Annotated in this window: 23 protein-coding genes; 10 read left to right on the top strand and 13 right to left on the bottom strand. The window is 65.0% G+C overall.

The window, feature by feature from the left end; all coding sequences use genetic code 11:
- Positions 1 to 51: 51 nt before the first annotated feature.
- Positions 52 to 1206, bottom strand: coding sequence for a phosphatase PAP2 family protein (locus tag U8326_RS08430; RefSeq protein WP_324739697.1), 1155 nt, complete (start codon positions 1204 to 1206; stop codon positions 52 to 54).
- A gap of 198 nt (positions 1207 to 1404) precedes the next feature.
- On the opposite strand from U8326_RS08430, the gene U8326_RS08425 reads away from it, so the two are divergent.
- The 3 genes from U8326_RS08425 to U8326_RS08415 are packed head-to-tail and all read left to right on the top strand — an operon-like array spanning position 1405 to position 3580.
- Complete coding sequence (locus U8326_RS08425; RefSeq protein WP_324739696.1) at positions 1405 to 2286, top strand: DMT family transporter; 882 nt, start codon at positions 1405 to 1407, stop codon at positions 2284 to 2286.
- On the top strand, positions 2276 to 2566 hold the full coding sequence (locus U8326_RS08420) for an HNH endonuclease (protein ID WP_324739695.1): 291 nt from the start codon (positions 2276 to 2278) through the stop codon (positions 2564 to 2566). The genes U8326_RS08425 and U8326_RS08420 overlap by 11 nt, the downstream gene beginning before the upstream one ends.
- 15 nt (positions 2567 to 2581) lie before the next feature.
- Positions 2582 to 3580, top strand: a complete 999-nt coding sequence (locus U8326_RS08415) for a nitronate monooxygenase (RefSeq protein ID WP_324739694.1) — start codon at positions 2582 to 2584, stop codon at positions 3578 to 3580.
- A 65-nt stretch (positions 3581 to 3645) separates the two neighbouring features.
- Here the strand turns inward: U8326_RS08415 and U8326_RS08410 are convergent, their stop codons facing one another.
- From U8326_RS08410 to U8326_RS08375, 8 genes are all read right to left on the bottom strand, one after another.
- The gene (locus U8326_RS08410; protein ID WP_324739693.1) at positions 3646 to 4902 is read right to left on the bottom strand and encodes an O-antigen ligase family protein; all 1257 of its coding nucleotides are present in this window, start codon (positions 4900 to 4902) and stop codon (positions 3646 to 3648) included.
- 52 nt (positions 4903 to 4954) lie between these two features.
- Positions 4955 to 5212: an ATP synthase F1 subunit epsilon gene (locus tag U8326_RS08405; protein WP_324739692.1), complete on the bottom strand. Its 258-nt coding sequence runs from the start codon at positions 5210 to 5212 to the stop codon at positions 4955 to 4957.
- Between the two features lie 2 nt (positions 5213 to 5214).
- Positions 5215 to 6672: a F0F1 ATP synthase subunit beta gene (gene atpD / locus U8326_RS08400; protein ID WP_324739691.1), complete on the bottom strand. Its 1458-nt coding sequence runs from the start codon at positions 6670 to 6672 to the stop codon at positions 5215 to 5217.
- 56 nt (positions 6673 to 6728) lie between these two features.
- On the bottom strand, positions 6729 to 7607 hold the full coding sequence (locus U8326_RS08395) for a F0F1 ATP synthase subunit gamma (RefSeq protein WP_324739690.1): 879 nt from the start codon (positions 7605 to 7607) through the stop codon (positions 6729 to 6731).
- 24 nt (positions 7608 to 7631) lie between these two features.
- Positions 7632 to 9161 (bottom strand): F0F1 ATP synthase subunit alpha, encoded by a 1530-nt coding sequence (atpA, locus tag U8326_RS08390; RefSeq protein WP_324739689.1) that lies wholly within the window; start codon positions 9159 to 9161, stop codon positions 7632 to 7634.
- 35 nt (positions 9162 to 9196) lie between these two features.
- On the bottom strand, positions 9197 to 9751 hold the full coding sequence (locus U8326_RS08385; protein ID WP_324739688.1) for a F0F1 ATP synthase subunit delta: 555 nt from the start codon (positions 9749 to 9751) through the stop codon (positions 9197 to 9199).
- A 146-nt stretch (positions 9752 to 9897) separates the two neighbouring features.
- A complete protein-coding gene (locus tag U8326_RS08380) occupies positions 9898 to 11502 on the bottom strand; it encodes a serine protease (RefSeq protein WP_324739687.1) in 1605 nt (534 codons plus the stop codon).
- A 43-nt stretch (positions 11503 to 11545) separates the two neighbouring features.
- On the bottom strand, positions 11546 to 13729 hold the full coding sequence (locus U8326_RS08375; protein WP_324739686.1) for an FdhF/YdeP family oxidoreductase: 2184 nt from the start codon (positions 13727 to 13729) through the stop codon (positions 11546 to 11548).
- A 100-nt stretch (positions 13730 to 13829) separates the two neighbouring features.
- Between U8326_RS08375 and U8326_RS08370 the strand changes: the two genes are divergently transcribed.
- Positions 13830 to 14876, top strand: a complete 1047-nt coding sequence (locus U8326_RS08370) for a methylated-DNA--[protein]-cysteine S-methyltransferase (protein ID WP_324739685.1) — start codon at positions 13830 to 13832, stop codon at positions 14874 to 14876.
- Here U8326_RS08370 and U8326_RS08365 read toward each other — a convergent pair.
- Both U8326_RS08365 and U8326_RS08360 read right to left on the bottom strand, forming a co-directional pair.
- Entirely contained in the window at positions 14873 to 16510 is a 1638-nt protein-coding gene (locus U8326_RS08365; RefSeq protein WP_324739684.1) for a hypothetical protein, read from the bottom strand. The genes U8326_RS08370 and U8326_RS08365 overlap by 4 nt on opposite strands.
- Positions 16511 to 16635: 125 nt before the next feature.
- Positions 16636 to 18801: a primosomal protein N' gene (locus tag U8326_RS08360; protein WP_324739683.1), complete on the bottom strand. Its 2166-nt coding sequence runs from the start codon at positions 18799 to 18801 to the stop codon at positions 16636 to 16638.
- 60 nt (positions 18802 to 18861) lie between these two features.
- On the opposite strand from U8326_RS08360, the gene U8326_RS08355 reads away from it, so the two are divergent.
- The 6 genes from U8326_RS08355 to cysS all read left to right on the top strand — a co-directional run bounded on the left by U8326_RS08355 (position 18862) and on the right by cysS (position 25254).
- A complete protein-coding gene (locus U8326_RS08355; protein WP_324739681.1) occupies positions 18862 to 19542 on the top strand; it encodes a DUF4197 domain-containing protein in 681 nt (226 codons plus the stop codon).
- Between the two features lie 108 nt (positions 19543 to 19650).
- The gene (gene fsa, locus U8326_RS08350) at positions 19651 to 20307 is read left to right on the top strand and encodes a fructose-6-phosphate aldolase (protein WP_324739680.1); all 657 of its coding nucleotides are present in this window, start codon (positions 19651 to 19653) and stop codon (positions 20305 to 20307) included.
- A gap of 18 nt (positions 20308 to 20325) precedes the next feature.
- Positions 20326 to 22143 (top strand): cobaltochelatase subunit CobT, encoded by a 1818-nt coding sequence (cobT, locus tag U8326_RS08345; protein WP_324739678.1) that lies wholly within the window; start codon positions 20326 to 20328, stop codon positions 22141 to 22143.
- A 1-nt stretch (position 22144) separates the two neighbouring features.
- Positions 22145 to 22816, top strand: a complete 672-nt coding sequence (locus U8326_RS08340; RefSeq protein ID WP_324739677.1) for a nitroreductase — start codon at positions 22145 to 22147, stop codon at positions 22814 to 22816.
- A gap of 18 nt (positions 22817 to 22834) precedes the next feature.
- A complete protein-coding gene (locus U8326_RS08335; protein WP_324739676.1) occupies positions 22835 to 23743 on the top strand; it encodes an EamA/RhaT family transporter in 909 nt (302 codons plus the stop codon).
- A gap of 32 nt (positions 23744 to 23775) precedes the next feature.
- Positions 23776 to 25254 carry a cysteine--tRNA ligase gene (gene cysS, locus U8326_RS08330; RefSeq protein WP_324739675.1) on the top strand — a complete coding sequence of 493 codons (1479 nt, stop codon included), beginning with the start codon at positions 23776 to 23778 and terminating at the stop codon, positions 25252 to 25254.
- Between the two features lie 10 nt (positions 25255 to 25264).
- On the opposite strand, the gene U8326_RS08325 is transcribed toward cysS, so the two are convergent.
- Positions 25265 to 25624: a hypothetical protein gene (locus tag U8326_RS08325; RefSeq protein ID WP_324739674.1), complete on the bottom strand. Its 360-nt coding sequence runs from the start codon at positions 25622 to 25624 to the stop codon at positions 25265 to 25267.
- Positions 25614 to 25802 carry a hypothetical protein gene (locus U8326_RS08320; RefSeq protein ID WP_324739672.1) on the bottom strand — a complete coding sequence of 63 codons (189 nt, stop codon included), beginning with the start codon at positions 25800 to 25802 and terminating at the stop codon, positions 25614 to 25616. Before U8326_RS08320 ends, U8326_RS08325 begins: the two co-directional genes overlap by 11 nt.
- Positions 25803 to 25870 lie beyond the last annotated feature (68 nt).

The following is a 25870-nucleotide window of genomic DNA, read 5'->3' as shown; positions in this document are numbered from 1 at the left end:
CCGAGGTTGGCGCCGGGCGCTTTCAGTTTCGCTCGTCAATGGCCTGCCGGATCATATTGTCGATGTCGCGGCGAGCTTCATACTTCCATTCGAACGAGCGAGGAGAGCCATGGGGGCTGGCATGGTCCGCAACCTCTTTGCTAGCGCCCCGGCGGCTGCCCAGATTGCCGCCGTCACTGCGATCGCGACATATCCGTCGACCGCGTAATGATAGCCCAGATGAACCGAGCCCAGCATGATGAGCAGGCAAAAGGTGCCGAACAGCCAGCCAAGCGGTTTGCTGACCCTTCTCATCGCCAGAACATACAGGAACGCCAGAGCCACATGCATGGACGGCATCGCGGTTATGCCGCGTCCCAAGCCATGATCGCCTGCTTTGTACCACAAGAGGAGCTGCTCTTGGATCTCCACGGTGAAAAGTGGGAAGATGCGATGCACGTCGCTCAGATAGCCCATCTGATCCGCGAAATAGCCATTTCCCAGAAGAGGGCCAATGAAGCATGGGCCGACCGATGCAAAGGCGATGGCAAGCACCATTCCGCAAATCGTCCAGGTGAGGAAAAAGGCCAGGAAGAACTGCAGGCGCAGCATGCGATCCGTGCCGTAAACGGCAAAATATATCGGGCCGAAATAGATCAGCATGAACCAGAGATGGTATGCCGATGAAAGAAGCTGGGTGATTCCCGGATAGCCCAGAAAGGGTTGCAGCAAGCGCCATGGGTCCTGGCCATGAAGGCTCCGGTCAAGTGCAATGAAGGTGGTATCCCAGGTGAAGCTCGAGAAGAGCTCGATCGAGCTCTTGATGGACGAGAATCCGGGCATGAACGCGCCTACCGCAATGATTACCGGAATTGCGCAGGCGATCTTCTGAAGATTGGCGCGACTGAAGATGTAAGCGAAGGCGAAGTGCAGGGGCTTTTCCGGCCTTGCCTTCAGAATGCGCATGACCGCGTCGATCAGAACCGCATAGATCAGCACATTGAAATAGACGAGAATATTGACGGCCAGCCAGCTTGCACCGGGCCCTTCCGCACCAATCGCATGAAGGGCGATAATGACACCGGAAAGGATCGCAAGAGATAGCAGGCAGATTGTCAGATCTTCCCGCCTGAAATCGCGAAAGAATGATTTCCATGCGAGAGCGGGCCCCGCCAGAGGCGCGGGCCGGCTCGTCCGGAACAGGTTCCGTGGAAGTTCGGCTTTCATCGCCCCTCGAATGGCCGCGCACCGGCCTTACCGGCACATGGGGCTAAGCTAAACCCAAGCCGTTTAAAGATTGGTAAACCACGATTTGCTGCTCGTGCTCAGCGTCCGATGAATTGCTGCTTGACCTGACGATTTTTCGGCTATGAGAACGCCGAACCGAAAAAGGGCCATGGCTTGCAACATTTGGAAAGAGGCGGGGTGCTGATTGCCGTCATGGGCTTCAGCATGTTCTCGGTCGGCGACGCCATCATCAAGACGATTGGCGGCGCGTGGCCCGGGATTGCAGTCGCGGCGCTGCGCTTTGCGATAGCGGCGACGGTGCTGGGCACCATTCTTGCCCTTCGGGAAGGCAGGGCCGCTTTCGTCATGCCCCGGCCAGGCATTCAGCTGATGCGCGGCTTCGGCATGACGGTGGGCACGGCAGCCTTCTTCACCGCCCTGTTCATCATGCCGATCGTGGAAGCCACCGCCATCTTCTTCGTGAGCCCGATGCTGACCGCGCTGCTCGCCACGCTGGTTCTGGGGGAGCCCGCGCGGAAATCCGTATGGCTCGCCACATTGCTCGCCTTTGCCGGGATGCTGGTGCTGATCCGGCCGAATTTCGTGCATTTCGGCTGGGCAGTGCTGCTGCCGCTGGCCGCGGCGATGGGCATGAGCATGCTGGTGCTTGGCAATCGCATCGCCGCCGGATTGGCGAGCGGGCTGGCCATGCAGTTCTACACCGCGGTCATCGCTGCTGCGATGCTCGGCATCGGGACCGGGATCGCCGCCGCGACGGGATTGGCAGGCATCGAGATCGGCTGGCCGAGCTGGGGCGTGGTCTTGCGCTGTGTATTGGTGGCATTCACTGCAAGTTGCGGACACTGGCTGGTCTATACCGCGACCACGCGCGCCGGCGCGGCGGTGATCGCTCCCATGGCCTATGTGCAGCTGCTTGTCGCACTGGCGGCCGGGTGGCTGGTGTTCGATGACTGGCCCGATACGCTGAGCATGGTCGGCGCGGCAATGATCGTGGGCGCAGGACTGTATTTGTGGCGTTCGGGCCGGGCACGGGCCGTCGCGGAGTGCGATGTCCCCTGATCCGCAGGGGCAGGGCGGCGATTGCTGGCTCTGCGGCCGTCCATTGGGGCGCCGCGTCGAATGGCACCATCCCGTTCCTAGGAGCCGGGGAGGGCGCGAGGTGGTTCCGCTTCACCCGATCTGCCATCGCACGATACATGCGACATTCGACAATGCGGAACTGGCGCGCATCGGGTGCGCTCCGGAATTGCTGCGGGATCATGTGGAGGTCGCCAAATTCCTGCAATGGATTAAGGGGAAACCACCGGATTTTCATGCACCGACGCGCAGCAGGCGGTGAACGAGGAGGCAGGGAATGCTCGATACCAGGCTGACAGCGCGCCTTGGGCTGACAAGCCCCGTGATGCTCGCCCCCATGGCCTTGTCGGCTGGCGGGGAACTGGCGGCTGCCTGCGCCTGGGCGGGCGCGTTCGGGATGGTCGGCGGTGGCTATGGCGATCTCGAATGGACCAGCCGCGAATGGAATATCGCCGCGAACCGCTTGTCCGGAACCGGCTCCGAAGACCGCCTCGGATGCGGCTTCATCACCTGGAAGCTCGATCAGGATGCGTCGGCGCTGGACTGGGTGCTGGCGCAGCCCCTGCGGCCTCGCGCGATCTTTCTCTCCTTCGGCGACCCGCGCCCCTATGCGCGGCGAATTGCCGATGCCGGAATCGTGCTCATATGCCAGATTCAGCGGATCGCCCAATTGCCGCAATGCGTGGAAGCGGGCGCGGCGGTCATCGTGGCGCAAGGGGCCGAAGCCGGTGGCCATGGCGCGGCCGGGCATGATGCCCGCAGCAGCTTCACGCTGGTTCCGGAGGTGGCGGACTGGCTGAGCCGCCACGCGCCCGGCACGCTGCTGCTCGGCGCTGGCGGTGTGGCGGATGGCCGGGGTCTGGCGGCGATGCTGATGCTGGGGGCGGATGGCGTGGTGGTCGGGACGCGCTTGTGGGCTTCCAGGGAAAGCCTCGCGATGCAAGGTGCGCTGGATGCCGCGATCGAGGCCAATGGCGATGCCACCGCGCGCAGCGAAATCTTCGATGTGCTCCGCCGCAAGAACTGGCCCAAAGCCTATGATTTCCGGGCGCTGCGCAATGCGATGCATCGCGAGTGGGAAGGGCGGCTGGAAGAGTTGAAATGCGATCCGGTGGCCGCCCGCGCCCAATATGATGCGGCTCTCAAGGCTGGAGATTTCAGCGTCGCCCATGTCCCGGTCGGCGAGGGGGTCGGCCTGATTCAGGACGTGCCGAGCGCTGCCGAGCTGCTGGATCGGATGACACGGGAAGCAGCCCGCCTGCTTGGCAAAGCCTGAAAGCCTGACGCCTCGCGATGGACCTGGGACCAATCGCGAGGCATTGTTGGTCTGAGGAACGGGAGTTAGCCTGAGGTGGCTTCGGGCGTTCGCACTGGAGATGCCAAAATTATCAGCGCTATGATCGCCATTACCAGTGGGAAGGGATAAAACAGGGGATCATCCACAACGGAAACTGCACCAAGGCCGCCAAGCAATCCGATTGCCGGAAACGCGCTCTCGGCCTCTTTGCGAATGGCATTTCGCAGGTTTCGTAGCGGATTCAGTGCCAATACAACTACAGCCAAAGTGCCGATGACGCCCCACTGGAAAAGGACCTGCAGCAGGGCATTATGGGGATGATTGATCAATCCGCGTTCGACCGTGATGAGTTGGCGGAATTGTCCCTCCCCATGTCCTAACAGCGGACGCTCAGCGATGAGCTTAAGCGTTTCACGCCAAATCGTCAGCCTTCCAGTCGAGTACGAGTTGAGATCGCCGCCTTGGGCCAGCGAAGTGTTGAGGATGCGCCATATTCCCCAGAATGGCGCGGGAATGAACAGCGCGCTCACAGGTAGTGCGATGGCGAAGGAGAGCAGGCAGAGTTGGCTGGCCCGCAATCTCCCGGCACGGGGCGCGAGTGCGATGAGAAGCAGGGTAATCCCGATTGCAGCTATGAAACTGGTCCGGGCGCCGGACCACGCTGTAAGCGCAAATCCCATCGTAAGTGGCAGCATGAAAAGCGCCATCCGTCGGCTGTCTGGTGCGCTGACCAGCAAGCCGCCGGCGAGGCCTGTTAATGCAACGCCATAGTAGCCGATATGTCGCACATGGGTGACCCCTGCGCCGAACCGCCACCAATTGAAATCGGGATCATTGCGCACGCTCAGAGCGAGCGCATAGGATATCACGCCATATACAGTGAGGCCGAGAGCAAGTGCGATGGCCAGATCGCGTCGCTCCGACCGCGTGAACGAAGCCAGCATGTCTGCCGCCGCCACCGCGAATAGGCAATGAATAATGGTGATTATCAGATGGATCGATGCTCCATATCGATCCGGAGCGACCAATAATGTCGTAACCCCAGCAATTCCGATAATAGCTAGGGCTGCAATACGCGTTATGGGGCGAAGCTGCTGGAATGTCCCGAAAAGGCTACGACCAGCGAGCAAGGCAATGACGATCACTGCAAGTTCGATTGCAAGGACAGTGACGGAATAGTGTCTGATGAAGGTAGTGGTGTATGGCACTTGCCATGTCAGCAGTGCATGTAGCGGTAGGGCCGCAAAAACGAAAAACTGGGCCGCGCGGGCCCAGTTTCGCTGCATCAGTGAAGTAGACATGGCGTAACCCGCCTTCTTCGCGTCTCCGCTCTACTCCACTGCATCAATGTAGTCAGCCCTCGACGTGCTCGGCCAGCACGGTGAGGCCATTGGCTCCGACTTCCGCGAAACCGCCGCGTACCTGGATTTCCTCCGGCTGGCCGCCTTCGGTCTTGTAGATCTGGACGGCGCCGTCACGGATCGTGGACATGAAAGGCGCATGGCCTTCCAGCACGCCGAATTCGCCTTCCGTGCCCGGGACGACCACCATATGGACGTCCTCGGAACGGACCAGCTTGGCCGGCGTGACGAGTTCGAAGTGCAGAGCCATTATCAGGCGTCCTCAGCCAACTTCTTGGCCTTCTCGACCGCTTCGTCGATGCCGCCGACCATATAGAAGGCAGCTTCCGGCAGGTGATCGTATTCGCCGTCGACCACTGCCTTGAAGGACTTCACGGTGTCTTCGAGCTGGACGAACTTGCCGGGGATGCCGGTGAAGACTTCGGCCACGTGGAACGGCTGCGACAGGAAGCGCTGGATCTTGCGGGCGCGGGCGACGGTGAGCTTATCCTCTTCGGACAGTTCGTCCATGCCCAGGATCGCGATGATATCCTGCAGCGACTTGTACTTCTGCAGCGTTTCCTGAACGCGGCGGGCGGTTTCGTAGTGCTCCTGACCGACGACGCGCGGTTCGAGCACGCGGCTGGTGGAGTCCAGCGGGTCAACCGCCGGGTAGATGCCCAGCTCGGAGATGGCGCGCGACAGGGTGGTGGTCGCGTCGAGGTGCGCGAAGGAGGTGGCCGGAGCAGGGTCGGTAAGGTCGTCCGCCGGCACGTAGATCGCCTGCACCGAGGTGATCGAGCCCTTGGTGGTGGAGGTGATGCGTTCCTGCAGCGCGCCCATGTCCGTCGACAGGGTCGGCTGATAGCCCACCGCAGAAGGAATACGGCCGAGCAGGGCGGACACTTCCGAACCCGCCTGGGTGAAGCGGAAGATATTGTCCACGAAGAACAGCACGTCCTGGCCTTCCTGGTCGCGGAAATATTCCGCCATGGTCAGGCCGGAGAGAGCGACGCGGGCGCGGGCGCCCGGCGGCTCGTTCATCTGGCCGAACACCAGCGCCACCTTGGAGCCTTCCGACGTGGCGTTGCCATCGGCGTCCTTGGCGATAACGCCGGCGTCGAGGAATTCGTGGTAGAGGTCGTTGCCTTCGCGGGTGCGCTCACCCACGCCGGCGAACACGGACACGCCGCCGTGGCCCTTGGCGATGTTGTTGATGAGTTCCTGAATGAGCACGGTCTTGCCCACGCCGGCGCCGCCGAACAGGCCGATCTTGCCGCCCTTGGCGTAGGGGGCGAGCAGGTCGATCACCTTGATGCCGGTGACGAGAATGGCGGCTTCGGTCGACTGGTCGATGAACAGCGGAGCTTCCGCGTGGATCGGCGCCTTCTGGTCCGCATTGACCGGGCCGCGCTCGTCGATCGGCTCGCCGACGACGTTGAGAATGCGGCCGAGCGTCTTCGGGCCGACCGGCACGGAGATCTGCGCGCCGGTGTTCACCACCTGCTGACCGCGGGTCAGGCCGTCGGTCGCGTCCATGGCGATGGTGCGCACGGTGTTCTCGCCGAGGTGCTGGGCGACTTCGAGCACGAGGCGCTGGCCGTTGTTGTCGGTTTCGAGCGCGGTGAGGATCGCCGGCAGCTCGCCTTCGAAGGTCACGTCGACGACGGCGCCGATGACCTGGCTGATCGTGCCATTGGTGGTCTTGTTGAGGACGGGAGCGGTGGCCATTTTCGTTTCCTTGCCTTGAATCTCTTACAGCGCTTCCGCGCCAGCTTCGATTGTTGCTACAGCGCTTCCGCGCCAGCAATGATTTCGATCAGTTCGGTGGTGATCGCGGCCTGGCGGCTGCGGTTGTACTGGATGGTCAGCTTGTTGATCAGATCGCCCGCATTGCGGGTGGCATTGTCCATCGCGGTCATCGACGCGCCCTGCTCGGACGCGGAATTCTCGAGCAGCGCGCCGAAGATCTGTGTCTTCAGATAGCGCGGCAGCAATTCGGCCAGGATGGCCTCCTCGTCCGGTTCATATTCCACGACTGCGCCGGAATTGTCTTCGGCGGCGGCTTCGGGGGGCGGAACCGGGATGATCTGCTGCGTGGTCGGGATCTGGGCCAGGGCCGACTGGAAGCGCGAGAAGAACAGATGCGCGACATCGAACTTGCCGGCTTCGTACATCTCGACCAGCTCGTCGGCGATCCCTTCCGCCTCGCCATAGCCCGGCTCGCGAACGTCCGTGGTGTCGAACATCCTGGAGACGTTGTCCGGCCATGCGCGGCGGATCGGGGCGCGGCCCTTGCGGCCGATCAGGTAGAAATCCACCTGCTTGCCCTGGGCCTTCAGCTCGTTTGCCTTGGTCAGGGCCGCGCGGACGATGTTCGAATTGAACGCGCCGGCAAGGCCCTTGTCGGAGTTGGCGACGACCAGCAGGTGACGCTGATCCGCGCCGGTGCCGGCAAGCAGCCGGGGCGCGTTGTCGCTGCCGCCGACCTTGCTGGCGAGGCTGGCCATGACGGCGGCCAGCCGTTGGGCGAAGGGGCGCGCGGCCTCGGCCGCGGCCTGCGCCTTGCGCAGCTTCGCGGCGGCGACCATCTGCTTGGCCTTGGTGATCTTCTGGGTCGACTTGACCGAGTTGATCCGGCCCTTGAGTTCCTTAAGCGAGGCCATGACGGCTCCCTACTGGCTGATGTCTCAGGCGAACTGCTTGGCGAAGGTGTCGAGCGCGGCGACAGTCTTGGCCTTGGCGTCGTCGCCGAAATCCTTGCTGTCGCGGATCAGCGTGAGGACATCGGCATGTTCGCTGCGCATGAAGCTCAGCATGGCGGCTTCATATTCGGTCACCCGGTCGACCGGGATCGCATCGAGATAGCCATTGGTGCCGGCGAAGATCGAGATGGTCTGCTCTTCGAACGGAAGCGGCGAGAACTGCGGCTGCTTGAGCAGCTCGGTCAGGCGCGCGCCGCGATTGAGCAGCTTCTGGGTCGAAGCGTCGAGGTCCGAACCGAACTGGGCGAAGGCGGCCATTTCGCGATACTGGGCAAGCTCCAGCTTGATCGAGCCGGACACCTTCTTCATCGCCTTGGTCTGGGCGGACGAACCCACGCGGGACACCGACAGGCCGACGTTGATGGCCGGGCGGACGCCCTGGTAGAACAGGCCGGTTTCGAGGAAGATCTGACCGTCGGTGATCGAGATCACGTTGGTCGGGATATAGGCCGACACGTCGCCCGCCTGGGTCTCGATGATCGGCAGGGCGGTGAGCGAACCGGCGCCGTTCTCGTCGTTCATCTTCGCGGCGCGCTCGAGCAGGCGGCTGTGGAGATAGAACACGTCGCCCGGATAGGCTTCGCGGCCCGGCGGGCGGCGGAGCAGCAGGGACATCTGGCGATAGGCGACGGCCTGCTTGGAAAGGTCGTCATACACGATCACGGCGTGCATGCCGTTGTCGCGGAAGAATTCGCCCATGGCGCAGCCGGTGTAGGGCGCGAGGAACTGCAGCGGAGCAGGCTCCGAAGCGGTGGCGGCGACGACGATGGAATATTCCATGGCGCCGTTTTCTTCGAGCTGGCGGACGATCTGCGCCACGGTGGAGCGCTTCTGGCCCACGGCGACGTAGATGCAGTAGAGTTTCTTGCCTTCGTCGTCGCCCTGATTGACGCCCTTCTGGTTGATGAAGGTGTCGATGGCGACGGCGGTCTTGCCGGTCTGGCGGTCGCCGATGATAAGCTCGCGCTGGCCACGGCCGACGGGGACGAGGGCGTCGAGCGCCTTGAGGCCGGTCTGCACGGGTTCATGCACCGACTTGCGCGGGATGATGCCGGGAGCCTTCACTTCGACGCGGCTGCGCTTGTCGGCGACGATCGGGCCCTTGCCGTCGATCGGATTGCCCAGCGCGTCCACCACGCGGCCCAGCAGGCCCTTGCCGACCGGCACGTCCACGATGGTGCCGGTGCGCTTCACGCTGTCGCCTTCCTTGATCTCGGCGTCGGAGCCGAAGATCACGACGCCGACATTGTCGGCTTCGAGGTTGAGGGCCATGCCCTGCACGCCGTTGGCGAATTCGACCATTTCGCCGGCCTGGACCTTGTCGAGGCCGTGGATGCGGGCGATGCCGTCACCGACCGAGAGGACGGAGCCGACTTCGCTGACCTGGGCTTCGGTGCCGAAGCTGGCGATCTGGTCCTTGATGACCTTGGAGATTTCTGCGGCGCGGATTTCCATGGTTTAGCCTTTCATCGAAGCCTTTGTTGGGGCTTTCAGCCCTTCATCGCTTGGGCGAGGGAATTGAGACGGGTGCGGATCGAGCCGTCGATGCGGCGGCTGCCGATGGTGACCACAAGGCCACCGAGCAGGCCGGTGTCGACGCTCGTCCTGATCTTCACATTGCGGCCCTCGCGGGCCTTGAGCTTTTCCTGCAGCAGGGCGACCTGCTCGTCGCTCAGCGGGTGGGCGCTGGAGACTTCGGCGGTCACTTCGCCGCGCTGGGCCGCGGCGATCGCCGCGAAGGCGCGGATCACGGCGGGCAATTCCGCCAGGCGGCGGTTCTGGGCCAGCACCCCGAGGAAGTTCCTGGTCAGATCGGAAAGCCTGAGCAGATCGCCAAGCGCGGCCATCGCCTTGCCCAGATCGCCACGGCTTATTTCCGGGTTCCGGATCAGGGCGCCAAGGTCAGCCGATTCGGCCAGGGCGGCGCCCAGATTCTCAAGGTCGGTCTCCACTGCGCTCACGCAGCCATTTTCCGACGCAAGATCGAACAGGGCCGATGCATAGCGCCCGGCTAGACTGGCCTTTATACCGGCGGAAATCTCCACGCGTCTTGGTCCTCCTCAAGGGGTCCGCTTGGGTCCGAAATACGGAAAATCTCGCCCTGCCGAAATGGACGCCATCTAAAGCACCCCGGCAAGGTTGGCGCGCGCCTAGCACCGAGAATCCGAGGATGCAACCCGACTCGCGCGAACTATTCGCGAGAGCCGCCGGTTGGCGCAGCTTGCTGGCATTTGAACACCAGCCGTTCGTTGGGTTGCGGGGGGAGCAGGGCAAGGATCGCCCCCTGCCGTTCCCCTAGGGTGCGGGCCGCCTGATCGCCCGCCCCGCATTCCGGCGCGGAGAAGGCCGCCCGTTCGCTCCGCGCGGCATCCATCGCGGCCTTGCCCAGCAGATAGCGCTCGACGCGGTATTCCTTTCGTTCCGGATCGTAGCGATTCACCGAGACAACTTCCTCGTCGTTCGGCGCGAAGACGCGGCTCCATTGCCCATTCGCCAGGCCATACTGGGTGCGCCGATTGACGCAGCCGTCCGCACGCCAGGTCACGGGAATATCGTCGGTCTTGGCGCTGGTCACGCGGCTTCGGCCGAGATCGATCGAGCAGATCATGCCGATCTCGCCTGCTGCCTGCGGGGTTGCCGTGGCGGCAACCTTGTTGGGCCGGTCCTGACCGAGCGAAGCGATGGCCCGCTGCTCTATCCTGTCCATCCCGGGGCGGGTGAACCATGCCGCCAGCATGCCGATCAGGGCAAGCGCGGTCACTCCGGCGGCAATCGCCGCGTGCCGCTGGTTGCCTTTGGTTCTGGCTTGCCAGGCGAATATTCCGGCGACGAGCGCCAGCGCGAGCAGCAGCGCCGCCGCCGCCATGCCGTTTTCGCGTTCCGCCAGCACGTCCAGCTCGGCCGCGCGCAAGGCTCGCGCCCGCTTGCGCTCCATCTCGCTTGCCTCGCGCCGCGCGATTTCCATGGCCCGTTCCGTCTCGCGCATCGCCTCGGCCTGTTCCTGCGCATCCAGTTCGGCCATGCTGCGGCAGGGCAGGCCGTTGATCTGGGCGGAAACATCGTTGGCCCTCAGGAACGGAAGCAATTCGCGCGCCGACACCGCGAAGAAGAATTCCGCATCGGCGCCTTCCGATTCGGTGCCGAAACTGTTGGTGCCGATAACCCGTCCGCAATTGTCGAGCAGCGGGCCGCCGCTGTTCCCCCGCGCGATCGGGGCCGTATGCAGGACGGTGTCGAATTCGCGGCTGGGCCTTGTGCCCGAAACGAAGCCGCTGCTTTTCACCGGGGGCTGGGGTTTCAGCACGTCGGCGATGGAAAGCCCCTGCGCCCGGTCGACATTCATCGGATAGCCGACGGCAAAAACCATCGCGCTGTCTTCCGGCGGATTGATGGCTATGGCCAGCGCCGGCAAGCGCAGCGGCTGGGTCGCCTCGATCAGCGCCAGGTCATTGCGAGGGGAGAATGAAACTATCTTCGCCGGAACGGCTTCGCCGCCCTGCGGCGGCACGATGCCGATGGTCAGCCCCGGAACCTGGATGGCGTCTTCCACCACATGCGCATTGGTGACGACCTTTCCGTTCTCCACCACGAAGCCGGTGCCATGCGAGATGGGGAACAACTGCCCCCCGTCCGTGCCCAGGATGACCACCCTGACGACCCCCCGCGCGGCGGCGGCGATATCCGCCGGGTCCGCCTGCGCCGGGCGCGGCAAGGCAAGGGCGGCCATCAACAACAGGGCCAGCGCAAGGGCGCGGCGCAGGATTTTCCCGAAAAGGAGAGCGTGGTGGGCGGACATCGGATTCCTTACTGGCGCGAGGCACAGTGCAAGGCAATGGCGTTCAGCATCGCTCCAGCCGCACCGGCGTGGCCTTGAAGCTCGGCGTGCGGGAGCGGGGATCGACCGCGGTGCCGACCAGCACGTTCGCCTCGGGATAATAGGCCATCACCGTGCCGCGCGATACGTCGAAGCCCTTCAGCATCACCCCTTCCATCCGGCCGCTATCCGAAACCAGAGTGGCGCGCTCGCCCTCGGCAAAGCCGGCGGCGGCGATATCGGCGGGATGCATCATCACCGTCATGCGATCGGCATTGTCGCGATAGGTGTCGCGCCGTTCATAGATGATGGAATTGAATTGCCCCTCCGAACGGACGGTGGTGAGCACCAGCCCCGGTTGCGGCGGCGCGGGCAGCGGGCGGGCGACGAAGCGGGCCTTGCCGCCGGGCATGTTGAAATGCGGCGTATGCAGCAAACGGTTCGATATGTGAAATTCGCGCCGGGCGACATCGATATCGGCCAGTTGCTCCATCCCGGGGACGACGCGGGCGATCGCCTCGCGAATATGGCGGTGGTGGGAAAAGGCCGCGAAATCCAGCGGGCTGTCCGGCAGCAGGCGCCGGGCGAGATCGGCCAGGATCGCCACTTCCGGGCGGACATTGTCCAGCCGCTCGATCCCGCCGTCGGACAGGCGGACGTAGTTGAACATGGATTCCTGCGTGGTCGGTTCCCATTCCTCATCCCGCGCTGTGACCGGCAGGATGATGACTTCCCCTTCCTCCATCCCTTCTACATGCCCGCGATTGAGCGTTGTGGTGAGGAACAGGCGGAAGCCGATCCGGCCAAGCGCTTCGCGCGCGAAGGCGCGGTTGGGCGTCGCTTCCAGCAGATTGCCGCCCATGATGACGGCGGCCGCGATCCGGCCCTCTCGCGCGGCCTCGATTCCCGCCAACGTATCCAGCCCCTCGGCGGTGGGAAGGGTAATGCCGAAACTGTCCTCGATCGCCCGGAACACCTCCCCGGACAGGACGGGCTTGACGCCGATCGTGCCGATGCCCTGCACGTTGGAATGCCCGCGCAGGGGCAGAAGGCCCGCGCCGGGCCGCCCGATCTGGCCGGTGAGCAGGGCCAGGCAGGCAATCGCTTCCACCGTGTCGCTGCCATTCACATGATGGGTGATGCCCATGCCCCAGGCGAGGACGGCGTTCTGCGCGGCGGCGATCTTGCGGGCGATTTCGCGAATGCGGGCTTCCGGCAGGCCGCAACCCCGTTCGATAATGTCCCAGCCCGTCGCGGCCGCATCCGCCCGGAACTCCGCGAAGCCGACGGTATGGGCCGCGATGAAGGCGGCGTTTTCGGCTCCGTCTTCGAGGATGGCCTTGGCCAGCCCCTTGAACAGCGCGGCATCGCCGCCGATCCTGGGCTGGAGATATTCGCTGGCGATCCAGTCTCCACCCTTGAGCAGCGATGCGGGGCTTTTCGGCACGGCAAAGCGCACCAGCCCCGCTTCCTTGGCGGGATTGACGATGATTACCTCGCCGCCCCGGTCGCGGCAGGCCTTCAGCTTGTGGATGAAGCGCGGGTGGTTGGACGAAGGATTGGCCCCGATCACCACGATCAGGTCGCAGCGGGTCAGGTCATCCAGTTCGACCGTGGCCGTGCCGGTGCCGATGGTGGCGCCAAGGCCCACGCCCGAGGCCTGGTGGCAGTAGTAGGAGCAATTGTTGACATTGTTGGTGCCCCAGGCCCGCGCCAGCAGCTGGAACAGGAAGCCCGCCTCGTTGGAGGAACGGCCCGAGGAATAGAAGAACGAGCGGCCGGCCCCGGCCTCGCGCAGCTTGCAGGCCGCCCGTTCGAGCGCGAAATCCCAGTCCACCGGAGTATAGCGTTCCGCCCCGGCTGCCTTGTGGAGCGGCGTCGCCAGGCGGCCGAGATGTTCCAGCTCATATCCGTCCAGCTCGGCAAAATCGGCCAGCGGATGAGTGAGCACCTCGACGGGGATGGGCTGCTGGATATCGGTCGATTGCGCCTGCACCGACTTGTTGCAGACCGCCGGAAACTCTCCCAATTCGTTGGTCATGCCGCCGGACTGGCCGCCCATGCCCAGCGCGCAGGCCTTGCAGGCGTTTTTCGACGTCAGGGTCTTGGCGCTGTTTTTCAGCCCCATCCTTCGCGCGGTCGCGAGAGCATAGAGGATTTTCTTGGCCCCGCCGCCTACCGTTTTCGAGCTTTGGCTGACATGCTTCATGGCCCCCTGATAACGCCTTGCGCGCCGGATGGGCAGGGGGCACGGTTTTGATCGCAAGAAACGGGACGCACCTTGCGATGTGTTCCCCTATATGGTGGCCATGCGAATTGAAGATCCTCGACAGATCGCGGCGATGGAAGCCGCCTTTGCCCGGCGGGACCGCTCTGCGGATGGCTGCTTCGTGGTGGCCGTGACGACAACGCGGATATATTGCCGTCCGAGTTGCCCGGCCCGCAGGCCCATGCCTGAAAACTATGTCTTCTTCGACGGGCCGGAAGCTGCGCGAAAGGCGGGATACCGTGCCTGCCGCCGCTGCTTGCCCGATGATGTGGCGAGGGACGAACGCGCGGTGCTGGAGGCGATCGCGGCGATCAAGCGAAGCGATGCCCGCCTGCTGCTGTCGTATCTGGCTGATCTGACGGGCTATTCGCCCACGCATTTCCAGCGTATTTTCAAGCGGCTGACCGGGCTTTCTCCCGCCGCTTATGCACGGAGGCTGAGGGATGAGCGGACCCGCGATGCGCTGTCCGAAGCCCGGATCGAAGGTGGAGGCGTGGCCGGGGCGATCTATGCGGCGGGATACGAGGCTCCCTCGAGATTTTATGCGGATGCGGGAAGGAAACTGGGCATGGAACCGTCTGTTTGGGCCATGGGAGGAAAGGGCGTCACTATAAGATGGTCGGTCGTGCGAAGCTCGTTCGGGCCGATGCTGGTCGCGGCGACCGCCAAGGGCATCTGCCGGCTTTCCTTCGGCGAAGGTCGGGAGGAATTGCAGGCGCGTTTCCCCAATGCCGAGCTGGTCGAAGGCGGCGGCGATTTCGCGGCGCTGCTCCAGCGCGTGGTCGATGCGGTGGAGCATCCCGGCACCGGGCAGGACATTCCGCTCGATGTTCAGGGCACGGCCTTCCAGGAAGCGGTGTGGCAGGCCTTGCGCCAGATTCCCGTGGGCGAAACGCGATCCTATGCGGAAATCGCCGCCGCTATCGGCAAGCCGAAGGCCGTGCGCGCCGCCGGCAGCGCCAATGGCGCCAACAATGTCGCGGTGCTGATTCCGTGCCACAGGGTCGTGCGAACGGATGGCGGCCTCGGCGGCTATGCCTATGGCGAGACGATCAAGGCGGAGCTGCTGAAGCGCGAGCGCGGCTAGTCGGCTGCTGCCTTCGCGGGCGCGATCCTGGATGATTGCCTGGCCTGCATCGCTTCGAGCTGGGCCAGCGCGGCGCGGCCGTATTCCCCGGCGTGCGGATCGTTGGCGAGTATCTTGACCAGGCTGATCGCGGTGTCGAATTCCCCCCGCCGCGCCAGATCGAAGGCGAGCATGAGCCTGACTTCGGTAGCCTCCTTGGCCAGGGTGAAAGCCTTCACGAGGCCGTCTTCCGCGGATTTGGACGGAGTTTCGCCCATCCGGGCAAAGCTCCGATACCAGGCGACCAGCGGAACGGGATCTTCCGTGTCGGCACGGTTTGCCGCGATGATGTAGCCGCGGGCCTCGTCCCAATCCTGTTCCGACGACGTATCCGCCCGCAGCAGGCGCTCCATCATGATGTCGGCTTTCAGGACATTGGCGCGGCCGTGCGTCTTGTCGATCGCCAAAGCCTTGCCGACCGCTTCATCCGCGGCAGCCAGATAGCTGTCGGATACCTCGCCCAGATCTCCGGTCCGGGTGCGCTGCCTGTTCGTCTCGGCATTGTCGGATTCCGCATCGGGATCACCCGCATCCCCTGGGTCAGTCGCCTCGTGGTGCGCGGCATTGATCTGCGCGCGCGCCAGTTCGAACCAGATTTCCGCCCGGCCCGGGTTCTGTTTCGCCAATTCCACAAGGTCATCCCGCACGGCAACGCAATCGCTCTGGCTCGCGATCTTCAACCGCAAGGGGACGAGCGCGGATTCGATGGGATCGAGCGGGCGCATTTCCACTGCCGGTTGAAGCGCCATCGGGGCACTCGATACCCGGTAAGACATTTTGCCGGTAAGATATTGATCCAGCGCCTTGTCCAGGGCCTTGAGATCGCCGAAATTGCGCTCTGCCGCCTCTCGCGGGTCCATGCCGCCGGCATGGTCGTGAAGATAGCCGAGCAGCTTCTTCTGGCCCTCTTCATTATTCATGAGGAAATGGATCAGCAGCCAGGCGCGGCCATAGAAGGGGTCGCGTTCGCTTCGTTTCAGCGCGGACAGGCTGCTGGTGAAGAGCAGCTGCTTGATGGAAACGTCGTTGCCCCGGATCAGCCCATAGGCGCGATGATAGGCCGGCATCCCCACCTTGAACCGGCCGTCCTTGTCGAAGGCGGTGGTCGAATAATATTCCGCGAAACCTTCATTGAACCACAGCGGATAGCTGCCGTTGAAGTTCCTGTGCATGAAGTGATGCGCATATTCATGGAACAGCACCACGGAGCCGTCCAGTTCCAGCTTGTTGCTCGCCTTCTGGCGATTGGAGACAGCGTAGCTTCCTTCGAGCGAGGCGACATAGAAGCCGGCCACATCGCTCCTTTTCCGGGAAAACAGTTTGGCGACGGAGTTGGAATTGGGCAGGGCGTAAATGGTCAGGCGATAGGGCTTCTGCTCCGTGGCCGGAACGCTCAGAAATTCGCGAAGAAGCGCGTCGAAACGCTCGAGATCATTGGCGAATTGGCGGAGCTGCACTTCGGAGCCTTGACTGTAGATGACGAAATTGGACGTATCCGCCCGGCGCCATGCCGGCCCCTTCGCCGTGGCGGGAGCGGGCGCGGCAAGCGCCAGCGCGGCGAGAAATGCCGTTACGTTTTTGCGAATCGCTCTCATCCATCCACCCCCTGCAAGGGGCAGAGGTGGACCAGAACGGAACCTATCTCAACCCGGGACCGGGTCCATTTCGGGATGGAATGGCGACAGCCGGCGGATCGGCGGCCAGCGTGGAAACTCTTTCCTCAGACGAAGCTGTAGGGATCTATATCGACGCTTATCCTGACGCTGGACGGCAGCTTGAACCCGCCCAGCCACTGGCGGATGATGGCCTGCAGCGCGACCGAGCGGCGCGCGGTGACCAGCAGCCGGTAGCGGTATCGGCCCCGCAGCAGCGCCAGCGGCGCGGGCGCCGGGCCGAGGACGGCGACATCGGGCAGGTGCGGCCTCGCGCCGCCGATCGCGCGCGCCGCGTCGCGCGCCTCGGCCTCGTCCTCCGAGGAAATGATGATCGCTGCCCAGCGGCCGAAAGGGGGCGCGCCGGCATGTGCCCGCGCCTCCGCTTCGGCGGCATAGAACGCGTCGCGGTCGCCCGCCGCCAGCGCGGCGATCACCGGCGTGTCGGGATGGCGGGTCTGGATCAGCACCTGGCCCGGCTTGGCCCCTCGGCCCGCCCGGCCCGCGACCTGCGCGACCTGCTGATAGGTGCGCTCCGCCGCGCGCAGATCCCCGCCTTCGAGGCCGAGATCCGCATCGACCACCCCCACCAGCGTCAGCTCGGGAAAATGGAACCCCTTGGTGACAAGCTGCGTGCCGACGATCACGTCGATCAGCCCCGCTTCCGCCTGGGCCACGAACTCCGCCGCCTTCTCCGGAGAATTGAGCGTATCGGACGTGGCCACTACCACCCGGGCCTGGGGCAGCAATTCGGCCACTTCATCGGCGATCCGCTCCACGCCCGGCCCGCAGGCGACGAGGCAATCGGGCGTGCCGCATTCCGGGCAGGTGTCCGGCGGGGACGTCTCGTGCCCGCAATGGTGGCAGGCCAGCCGCCGGCTGAGGCGGTGCTCCACCAGCCAGGCTGTGCAATTGGGGCATTGGAAGCGATAGCCGCAATGGCGGCACAGGGTGAGCGGGGCATAGCCCCGGCGATTGAGGAACAGCAGTGATTGCTCGCCCCGCTCCAGCCGGGTTTCCAGTTCCGCGACCAGTGGGGGGGCAAGCCAGCGTCCGCGTTCCGGCGGCTCGTCGCGCAGGTCCACGATGCCGATTTCCGGCAATTGCGCGCCGCCGAAGCGGGCCGGAAGGTCGAGCTTCTCGTAAACCCCGCTTTCCGCCATCTGCAGGCTTTCCAGCGCCGGGGTGGCGCTCGCCAGGATCACCGGCAGCCTCTCGAAGCGCCCCCGCATCACGGCCACGTCGCGCGCGTTGTAGCGCACCCCGTCGTCCTGCTTGAAGGAAACCTCATGCGCCTCGTCCACCACGATCAGGCCGAGGTTGCCGTAAGGCAGGAACAGGGCCGAACGCGCGCCGACCACCACCTGCGCCTGCCCGGCGGCGATGGCCCGCCAGGCGCGGCGCCGCTCGCTGGATTTGAGCGATGAGTGCCAGACGATTGGGGCGGCGCCGAAGCGATCCTCGAACCGCCGCAGGAACGCTTCGGTCAGGGCGATTTCCGGCAGAAGAACAAGGGTTTGCCTCCCAATCCTGAGAGCTTCCGCGATCGCCTCGAAATAGGTTTCCGTCTTGCCGGAGCCGGTGACGCCGTCCAGCAGGAAGGGGGCGAAGCGGCCTTCGCGGACGGCCGCGACGAAGCGATCCGCCACCTCGCGCTGGCTGGCGGTCAGATCGGGCTGGCTGAAATCCGCTTCGGCCACGGGAAAGGGGCGGTCGCAATCCACCTCGACCGGCTCCAGCACACCTTGCCCGGCCAGTCCGCGCAGCACTCCTTCGGATACGCCGGCCAGTTCCGCCAGCTCGCGGATCGTGCCTTGCTCATGCTCGAGCGCGGCCAGCGCCTGTTCCCGCTGCGGGGTCATGCGGTCGGGCAGCGCGCCGGTGAGGCGGTATTCCGTGATGGTGGACGGGCCTTTCAGTGCGCCGCCGCTGGCCAGCACCATCCGCAGGACCGAGGCGAGGCTGGCGCAGTAGTAATCGGCCGCCCATTCGACCAGCTCCCGCAGTTCCGGCCGGAGCGGGGGCACCGGAACAACCCCGAGCAGGGGGCGCAGCCTGGCATCGGGCACTTCGGTTGCCGGCAGCCGCTCCGGCTCCCAGGCTATTCCGACGACCTGGCGGGGGCCGAGCGGCGCGACCACCACTGATCCCGGCTTGACATCCAGCCCGTCCGGCACTCGATAGTCGAGCGGGCCGAGCGCGGCATTGAGGACGAGGATACGGGCGCGGTTCATGATGGGTGGTGCCTATATGGGCGGCTCGCCGGCCATGCGGCAAGGATGAGGAGAGAGAATATGCGGACAATCCCTCTGGCAATCGGCCGTCGCGGCTTCCTGGCCGGGCTTTCGGCCAGTGCGCTGCTGGCCTTGCCGGGCTGCGCCAGCACCGGCGCCTTGAGCTTCACGGAAGCGATCAGGCGGCTGCTGGCCCTGTCCACCCAGAACGCCTTTGCCGGCCTCACCACGGAGGGCGGGTTCTACGACAATACGCTGGTCAGGCTGGACCTTCCCGATGTGCTGGGTTCGCGCGGCAATACGGTGCAGAACATCCTGACCTCGGCGGTGTTCAAGAATCGCCTGCAGAAGGAATTCAACCACATGGCGGAAGACGGGGCGAGGCGGGCCGCGCCGGTGGTGGCCGACACCGTCCGCACCATCGGCATCGAGAATGCCGTGGCGCTGGTGAAGGGCGGGCCGACCGCGGCGACCGATTTCCTGCGCGGGGCGATGGCCGGCAGCCTGGTCGAAGTGATGGTGCCTGCGCTGGGCGACGCGATCCGCCTTTCCAACGATCCGCTGGTGGGCCAGGTGATTTCCGCGCTGACCGGCATCGATGCGTCGGGCGTGGCGCGGGATCTGGCCGGCGATGTCGATAACGCCATCTGGAAAGCGGTCGCGCAGGAAGAGAGCGCGATCCGGGCCGATCCGTCCAGGACGAAGGACCCGTTGCTGATGGGCGTTTTCGGCGTGCTGTGACCCGACCCGGCCTGGCGATGGGGCCAACTTGGCGACGGGGGTGGTGAAGCGGCCCACGCGCGCATATAGCAAACCCGAATCCCCTATTCGCGCGTCGGAGCCGCACTCATGAAATTCTTCGTCGATACAGCAGACACCGCCGAGATCGAGGACCTGGCTGCCACCGGCCTGCTCGACGGCGTCACCACCAATCCCAGCCTGATCGCCAAGTCCGGCAAGGATTTCATGGAGGTGACGAAGGAGATCTGCGCGCTGGTGGACGGCCCGGTCAGCGCGGAAGTGGTGGCGCTGGATCACGACACCATGATGAAGGAAGCCGACGTCCTGCGGAAGATCGCGGACAATGTGTGCATCAAGGTGCCGCTGACGATCGACGGGTTGAAGACCTGCAAGAAGCTGACCTCGGACGGCACGATGGTGAACGTCACCCTGTGCTTTTCCGCCAATCAGGCGCTGCTCGCCGCGAAGGCGGGGGCGACATTCATCTCGCCGTTCATCGGCCGGCATGACGACAATGGCTTCGACGGGATGGAACTGATCGAGGACATTCGCCTGATCTACGACAATTACGCCTTTGAAACCGAGATTCTGGCCGCTTCCATCCGCCATCCGGTCCATGTGCTGGAAAGCGCGCGGATCGGCGCGGACGTGGCGACCATGCCGCCCGCGGTGATCCGCGGGTTGTTCAAGCATGTCCTCACCGACAAGGGCATCGAGGGCTTCCTGGCCGATTGGGCGAAGACCGGGCAGACCATCCTGCGCTAGGCTGTGGGCTGAGGTATCTTGGCGGAAGAAACTCCTCTCGACAGGTTTAAATCCGCGCTGACCGGCGCGTCGCGGGCGCTTGCCCACGAGCCGGAGCTGGAGCTTTCGTGGACCGCCGATGCCCCGGCGGAAGCGGGCAAGACGCTGCGGGTGCCGATGCCGGGGCGCGATCTTTCGCGGCAGCGCGCGCTGGAGGCGCGCGGTGTCGCCGACAGCTTCGCACTGAAGCTACGCCATCACGATGCCTCGCTTCACGCGCGCGGCGCTCCGTTCGAGGCGTCCGCCCGCGCCTGTTTCGATGCGATCGAGACGGTGCGCTACGAAGCGCTGGGATCGCGCGACTATGTCGGGATCAGGGGCAATATCGGCGCGGCTCATGCCCTGCGGCTCGCTTCCGATCCGATCACGCGCGCCACCCGCGCCGAGGATGTGCCGGTGGAGGCCGCGCTGTCCCTGCTGCTGCGCGAACGGCTGACCGGCGAAGCGGTGCCAGACGCGGCCCGGGCCGGGGTGGACATGGTGCGCAACTGGATCGAGGGGAAGGCGGGGGCCGATCTCGATGCGCTGGCCGGGCTGATCGACGACCAGGCCGCGTTCCAGAACCTGTCGCTCGACCTGCTGCGCCACCTGCAGCTGGTGGAGCCGGACGAAGTCACGCCGGAGGAGAACGAGGAGGACGACGAGGAAGGCGAGGACGACGGCGAGCAGGACGAGGATCAGGAGCAGGACGGCCCCGATCAGGATACGCCCAGCGAAATCGCGGGCGAGACGGGCGACGGCGATCAGGACGGCGAGACCGACACCGAGCCGGGCGACATCGACGAGATGGGCGAGGCCGAGGCCGGCGACGAGGGCGAGGAGGGGATGCTGCCCGTCCGCCCGAACCGCCCGTGGACCGAGCTGCCGGACGATTTCGAATACAAGGTCTATACCTCGCGCTTCGACGAGATCGTCAGCGCGGGCGAGCTGTGCGACGAGGAGGAGCTTACCCGCCTGCGGGCCTATCTCGACAGCCAGCTTACCGGCCTGCAGGGCGTCGTCACCCGGCTCGCCAACCGGCTGCAGCGGCGGCTGATGGCGCAGCAGAACCGGAGCTGGGACTTCGACCAGGAAGAAGGCCTGCTGGACGCCGCCCGGCTGGCGCGCGTGGTCATTTCCCCGGGCCATTCGCTGTCCTACAAGATCGAGCGCGACGTCGAGTTCAAGGATACCATCGTCACCCTGCTGATCGACAATTCCGGCTCGATGCGCGGGCGGCCGATTTCCATCGCGGCGATCAGCGCCGACATCATGGCGCGCACGCTGGAGCGCTGCGGGGTCAAGGTCGAGATCCTCGGCTTCACCACCCGGGCCTGGAAAGGCGGGCAGAGCCGCGAGGCCTGGCTGGCCGAGGGCAAGCCCGCCAGCCCGGGCCGCCTCAACGACCTGCGCCATATCGTCTACAAGCAGGCGGACGAGCCGTGGCGGCGGGCGCGGCGCAATCTCGGCCTGATGATGCGCGAGGGGCTGCTCAAGGAGAATATCGACGGCGAGGCGCTGTTGTGGGCGCATGGCCGCCTGCTCGCCCGGCCCGAGGACCGCCGCATCCTGATGGTCATTTCCGATGGCGCGCCGGTCGACGATTCGACCCTGAGCGTGAACAGCGCGGGCTATCTGGAGACGCATCTGCGGAAAGTGATCGGCTGGATCGAGAAGATGAGCCCGATCCAGCTTGTCGCCATCGGCATCGGGCACGATGTGACGCGCTATTACAAGCGGGCGGTCACCATCATGGATGTGGAGCAGCTGGGCGGCACCATCATCGAGCAGCTTGCCGATCTGTTCGAGGTGGAATGAGATGAATGTCTCCGAAGCTGTCGCCAGCCGCCGTTCGATCCGCGCCTTCCTCGACAAGCCGGTCGAGGCCCGGGTCCTGCGCGAGGTGCTGGAAAAGGCGCAGCGCGCGGCGTCCGGCGGCAATCTCCAGCCCTGGCATGGGGTGATCCTGTCGGGCGAGCCGCTAGAGCGGTTGAAGGCGCATATCGCCGCCGTGCTGCCCGAAGGCCGCTCCGCCTGGGAGCAGGACTATGTGATCTATCCGGAAGCGCTGGCCGATCCCTACGAGGCGCGCCGCGTCGCGGTGGGCGAGGCGATGTATGGGGCGATGGGCATCGCGCGCGAGGACAAGCGCGGCAGGCTGGCGCAGTTCGTCGCCAATTTCCGCGCCTTCGATGCGCCGGTGCTGATGCTGGTCCACATGCCGCGCTACATGGGGCCGCCGCAATGGTCCGATATCGGCATGTGGCTGCAGACAGTGATGCTGCTGCTGCGCGAGCAGGGGCTGGATTCCTGCGCGCAGGAGGCATGGTCGGTCTATCACAGCCGCATCCGCGAGGTGGTCGGCCTGCCGGACGATCATCTGTTCTTCTGCGGCCTGGCGATCGGCTATCGCGATCCCGATGCGGCGGTGAACCTGTTCGACGTGGCCCGCGCGCCGCTGGAGGAAGCGATCCGCTTCGAAGGTTTCTAGGGTCGGGATCTGGAGCGCATGAGCTTCATCCCGCTCTGGATTCCGATCACCATTGCCGGGGCGGCGGCGCAGGTCGTGCGCAACGGGGCGCAGGCTTCGCTCACCGGCAGGATCGGTACCCTGGGCGCGACGCAGGTGCGCTTCGTGTTCGGCTTGCCCTTCGCGGTGCTGTTCCTCGGCATGGCGCTCTGGGCGAGCGGCTCCGCCCTGCCTGCGATCGGCCCGGTATCGCTCGGCTGGGTGACGCTCGGCGCCGTCAGCCAGATCGGTGCGACCGCGCTGATGCTGCTGGTGATGCATCGCCGCGCCTTCGGGGTGGCCTATGCCTATATCAAGACGGAGCCGGTGATCGTCGCGCTGCTTGGCGTGATATTGCTGGGCGATCGCCTGCCGCTGCTGGCCTGGCTGGCGGTCACGGTCGTGACCGGGGGCGTGCTGCTCGCTTCGGTCAAGCCGTCGCAGTTCCGCGCCCTGTTCAGCGAAGGGCCGATGATCGCGGCCGGGGTCAGCGCCGGGGCGCTGTTCGGCCTCTCCGCCATTTCCTTTCGCGGGGCGATCGGGGCGCTGGACGAAGGCAGCTTCTTCATTCGGGCGATGACGATGGTCGCGGTTTCGCTCGCGATCCAGAGCGCGCTGCTCGGCCTGTGGCTGGCGGCGCGCGACCGCGCGGTGTTCGTCGCTTCCCTGCGGGAATGGCGGCACAGCATCGGCGCGGGCTTTCTCGGCGCGGTGGCGAGCGTGTGCTGGTTCACCGCCTTTTCGCTGACGCCCGCCGCCAATGTCCGCACCCTGGGGCTGATCGAGATGCCGCTGGCGGCGGCCATTTCCGGGCGGCTTTCCGGCAGGGCGATGGCCGGGCATGAATTGCTGGGAATGATCGTGGTGATGGCGGGCGTGGCGATGCTGCTGGTTTCGCTCGCGACTTGACCGCGCCTGCCGCGCGCGTAAGGCCCCCCGTCATGACCGATGCCGCACCGCTCACCCTGTTCAACAGCCTGACCCGCCAGCCCGAGCGGTTCCAGCCCGTCCATCCCGGCGAGGCGCGGGTCTACAGCTGCGGGCCGACGGTCTATAATTATCCGCATATCGGCAATATGCGGGCCTATGTCTTTGCCGACATTCTCGGCCGCACGCTGACATGGAAGGGCTACACGCTCACCCATGTCATCAACATCACCGATGTCGGGCACCTGACCGATGACGCCGACGCGGGCGAGGACAAGCTGGAGAAGGCGGCGGCGGAAAGGGCGCAATCCATCTGGGACATCGCCCGGCATTATACCGAAGCCTATTGGGCCGACATCGCGGCGCTCAATATCCGCCAGCCCGCGCAATGGACGATTGCGACCGATTATGTCCCCGCCATGATCGAATTCGCGAAGAGCATTGCGGACAGGCATTGCTACGAGCTGGAAAGCGGCCTCTATTTCGACGTCTCCACCGTTGCGGATTATGGCCGGCTCGCCCGCGCGGCGACGGATGACGAGGGCGAGGGCCGGATCGACCCGGTCGAGGGCAAGCGCCATGCCGCCGATTTCGCGATCTGGCGCAAGACCCCGCCGGGCGAGACGCGGCAGATGGAATGGGATTCGCCCTGGGGCCGGGGCGCGCCGGGCTGGCATCTCGAATGCTCGGTGATGTCCGGAAAGGTGCTGGGCTTCCCCTTCGACATCCATACCGGCGGGATCGACCACCGCGAGATCCACCATCCCAACGAGATCGCGCAGAACCAGGCGTTCTGCTGCACCAATGGCCTCGATGTGCCTGCCAACAGCGGCGCGCGGATCTGGATGCACAACAACTTCCTGGTGGAACGCTCTGGAAAGATGAGCAAATCCTCCGGCGAATTCCTTCGCCTGCAATTGCTGATCGACAAGGGCTACCATCCGCTCGCCTACCGCATGATGTGCCTGCAGGCGCATTACCGGAGCGAGCTGGAATTTTCGTGGGAGGGGCTGGGCGCGGCGTTGACCCGGTTGAAGCGGCTGCTGGCGGCCGCGCGGAATGCGATTGAGGGCGTGAGCGACGGCGCAACGCTGGCGGAGACGGCCGAAGCGGTGACTCATCCCAAGATGGCGCCCCTGCTGGAGAAGTTCGACGCGGCCCTGGCGGACGATCTCAACACGCCGGTCGCGCTGACTGTGCTGGAAGAGGCGCTGGCGGCGAAGAAGGTCGACGCGGCGCAGAAATCGGCACTGGTCGGCGCGATGATGTTCGCGCTCGGCCTGGCCCTGCCGGAGCGTGAGGCGCTGCGCCTGCGTCCGAAAGGAGCCACCATAACCGAAGCCGAAATCGAGGTGGCGATGGAGCGGCGCAAGGCCGCCCGGGCCGGGAAGGATTTCGCGACGTCCGATGCGATCCGCGACGAGCTTGCCGCGCGCGGAGTGGAGGTGATGGACGGCGATCCGCTCGGCTGGGAGTGGAAGCTGGAAGCATAGCCGGCATTCCTCAATTCTCTTCGAGAAGCAGCAATTCCACGCTCACGTCCAGTCGGGGGTGGGGCAGGAGCCTGTGCTCCACGCTTTCTATGGAGGCGTCGGCCACGAGCTGGCGCGGGATCGCGAATTCATGTTCGGGCAGCGCTTCGATGAAGGATTCACCGGCCTCGATACCCTCCATGCCGGAAAAGCGCAGGTTCAGCCGGTGGCGGGTGCCGGAAAAGGTGATGCTGGCCCAGCTGCTTTCGGCGTGATCGAGTATCTCGCCCGCCGGGCCGGCCAGCGCGGCGATGGCTTCGCGCAGGCGTTGCGCCGGGGCGCGGGCGGAGCGGCGGGGATAGGGCGGCGTGTCGTTCGGATCAGCCCGCATGGCTTGCTCCCTGATAGTTGTTCATGAAATGTTCCACCCGTCTTTCGGTGTGATCGCGGGGCATCCGGCCATTGCGCAAATCTCCGACGAAGCGGGGATCGTGGGTGGCGAGTCGCCCGAATTTTGTGGCCGGCATTCCCGTCTGGCGCAGGAATTTCTCGATCTTGCGAATGAGCATGGCATCTCCCCGATGAGTGACTGTGATTCGATACCTCGTCGTTGAAATCCTACTTGTCTAGGAAAAAT

This window comes from Tsuneonella sp. CC-YZS046 (assembly GCF_035581365.1).
Classification (GTDB): Bacteria; Pseudomonadota; Alphaproteobacteria; order Sphingomonadales; family Sphingomonadaceae; genus JAWKXU01.
Note: the sequence above shows the minus strand (reverse complement) of the source record. Positions and strands in the feature narration are given on the sequence as shown.

Excerpts from the sequence above, each read along its gene's own strand:
- U8326_RS08430 (WP_324739697.1), bottom strand. The coding sequence starts at position 1,206 with ATGAAAGCCGAACTTCCACGGAACCTGTTCCGGACGAGCCGGCCCGCG.
- U8326_RS08420 (WP_324739695.1), top strand. The coding sequence starts at position 2,276 with ATGTCCCCTGATCCGCAGGGGCAGGGCGGCGATTGCTGGCTCTGCGGC.
- U8326_RS08415 (WP_324739694.1), top strand. The coding sequence starts at position 2,582 with ATGCTCGATACCAGGCTGACAGCGCGCCTTGGGCTGACAAGCCCCGTG.
- U8326_RS08410 (WP_324739693.1), bottom strand. The coding sequence starts at position 4,902 with ATGTCTACTTCACTGATGCAGCGAAACTGGGCCCGCGCGGCCCAGTTT.
- U8326_RS08405 (WP_324739692.1), bottom strand. The coding sequence starts at position 5,212 with ATGGCTCTGCACTTCGAACTCGTCACGCCGGCCAAGCTGGTCCGTTCC.
- atpD (WP_324739691.1), bottom strand. The coding sequence starts at position 6,672 with ATGGCCACCGCTCCCGTCCTCAACAAGACCACCAATGGCACGATCAGC.
- U8326_RS08395 (WP_324739690.1), bottom strand. The coding sequence starts at position 7,607 with ATGGCCTCGCTTAAGGAACTCAAGGGCCGGATCAACTCGGTCAAGTCG.
- atpA (WP_324739689.1), bottom strand. The coding sequence starts at position 9,161 with ATGGAAATCCGCGCCGCAGAAATCTCCAAGGTCATCAAGGACCAGATC.
- U8326_RS08380 (WP_324739687.1), bottom strand. The coding sequence starts at position 11,502 with ATGTCCGCCCACCACGCTCTCCTTTTCGGGAAAATCCTGCGCCGCGCC.
- U8326_RS08375 (WP_324739686.1), bottom strand. The coding sequence starts at position 13,729 with ATGAAGCATGTCAGCCAAAGCTCGAAAACGGTAGGCGGCGGGGCCAAG.
- U8326_RS08370 (WP_324739685.1), top strand. The coding sequence starts at position 13,830 with ATGCGAATTGAAGATCCTCGACAGATCGCGGCGATGGAAGCCGCCTTT.
- U8326_RS08365 (WP_324739684.1), bottom strand. The coding sequence starts at position 16,510 with ATGAGAGCGATTCGCAAAAACGTAACGGCATTTCTCGCCGCGCTGGCG.
- U8326_RS08360 (WP_324739683.1), bottom strand. The coding sequence starts at position 18,801 with ATGAACCGCGCCCGTATCCTCGTCCTCAATGCCGCGCTCGGCCCGCTC.
- U8326_RS08355 (WP_324739681.1), top strand. The coding sequence starts at position 18,862 with ATGCGGACAATCCCTCTGGCAATCGGCCGTCGCGGCTTCCTGGCCGGG.
- fsa (WP_324739680.1), top strand. The coding sequence starts at position 19,651 with ATGAAATTCTTCGTCGATACAGCAGACACCGCCGAGATCGAGGACCTG.
- U8326_RS08340 (WP_324739677.1), top strand. The coding sequence starts at position 22,145 with ATGAATGTCTCCGAAGCTGTCGCCAGCCGCCGTTCGATCCGCGCCTTC.
- U8326_RS08335 (WP_324739676.1), top strand. The coding sequence starts at position 22,835 with ATGAGCTTCATCCCGCTCTGGATTCCGATCACCATTGCCGGGGCGGCG.
- cysS (WP_324739675.1), top strand. The coding sequence starts at position 23,776 with ATGACCGATGCCGCACCGCTCACCCTGTTCAACAGCCTGACCCGCCAG.
- U8326_RS08325 (WP_324739674.1), bottom strand. The coding sequence starts at position 25,624 with ATGCGGGCTGATCCGAACGACACGCCGCCCTATCCCCGCCGCTCCGCC.
- U8326_RS08320 (WP_324739672.1), bottom strand. The coding sequence starts at position 25,802 with ATGCTCATTCGCAAGATCGAGAAATTCCTGCGCCAGACGGGAATGCCG.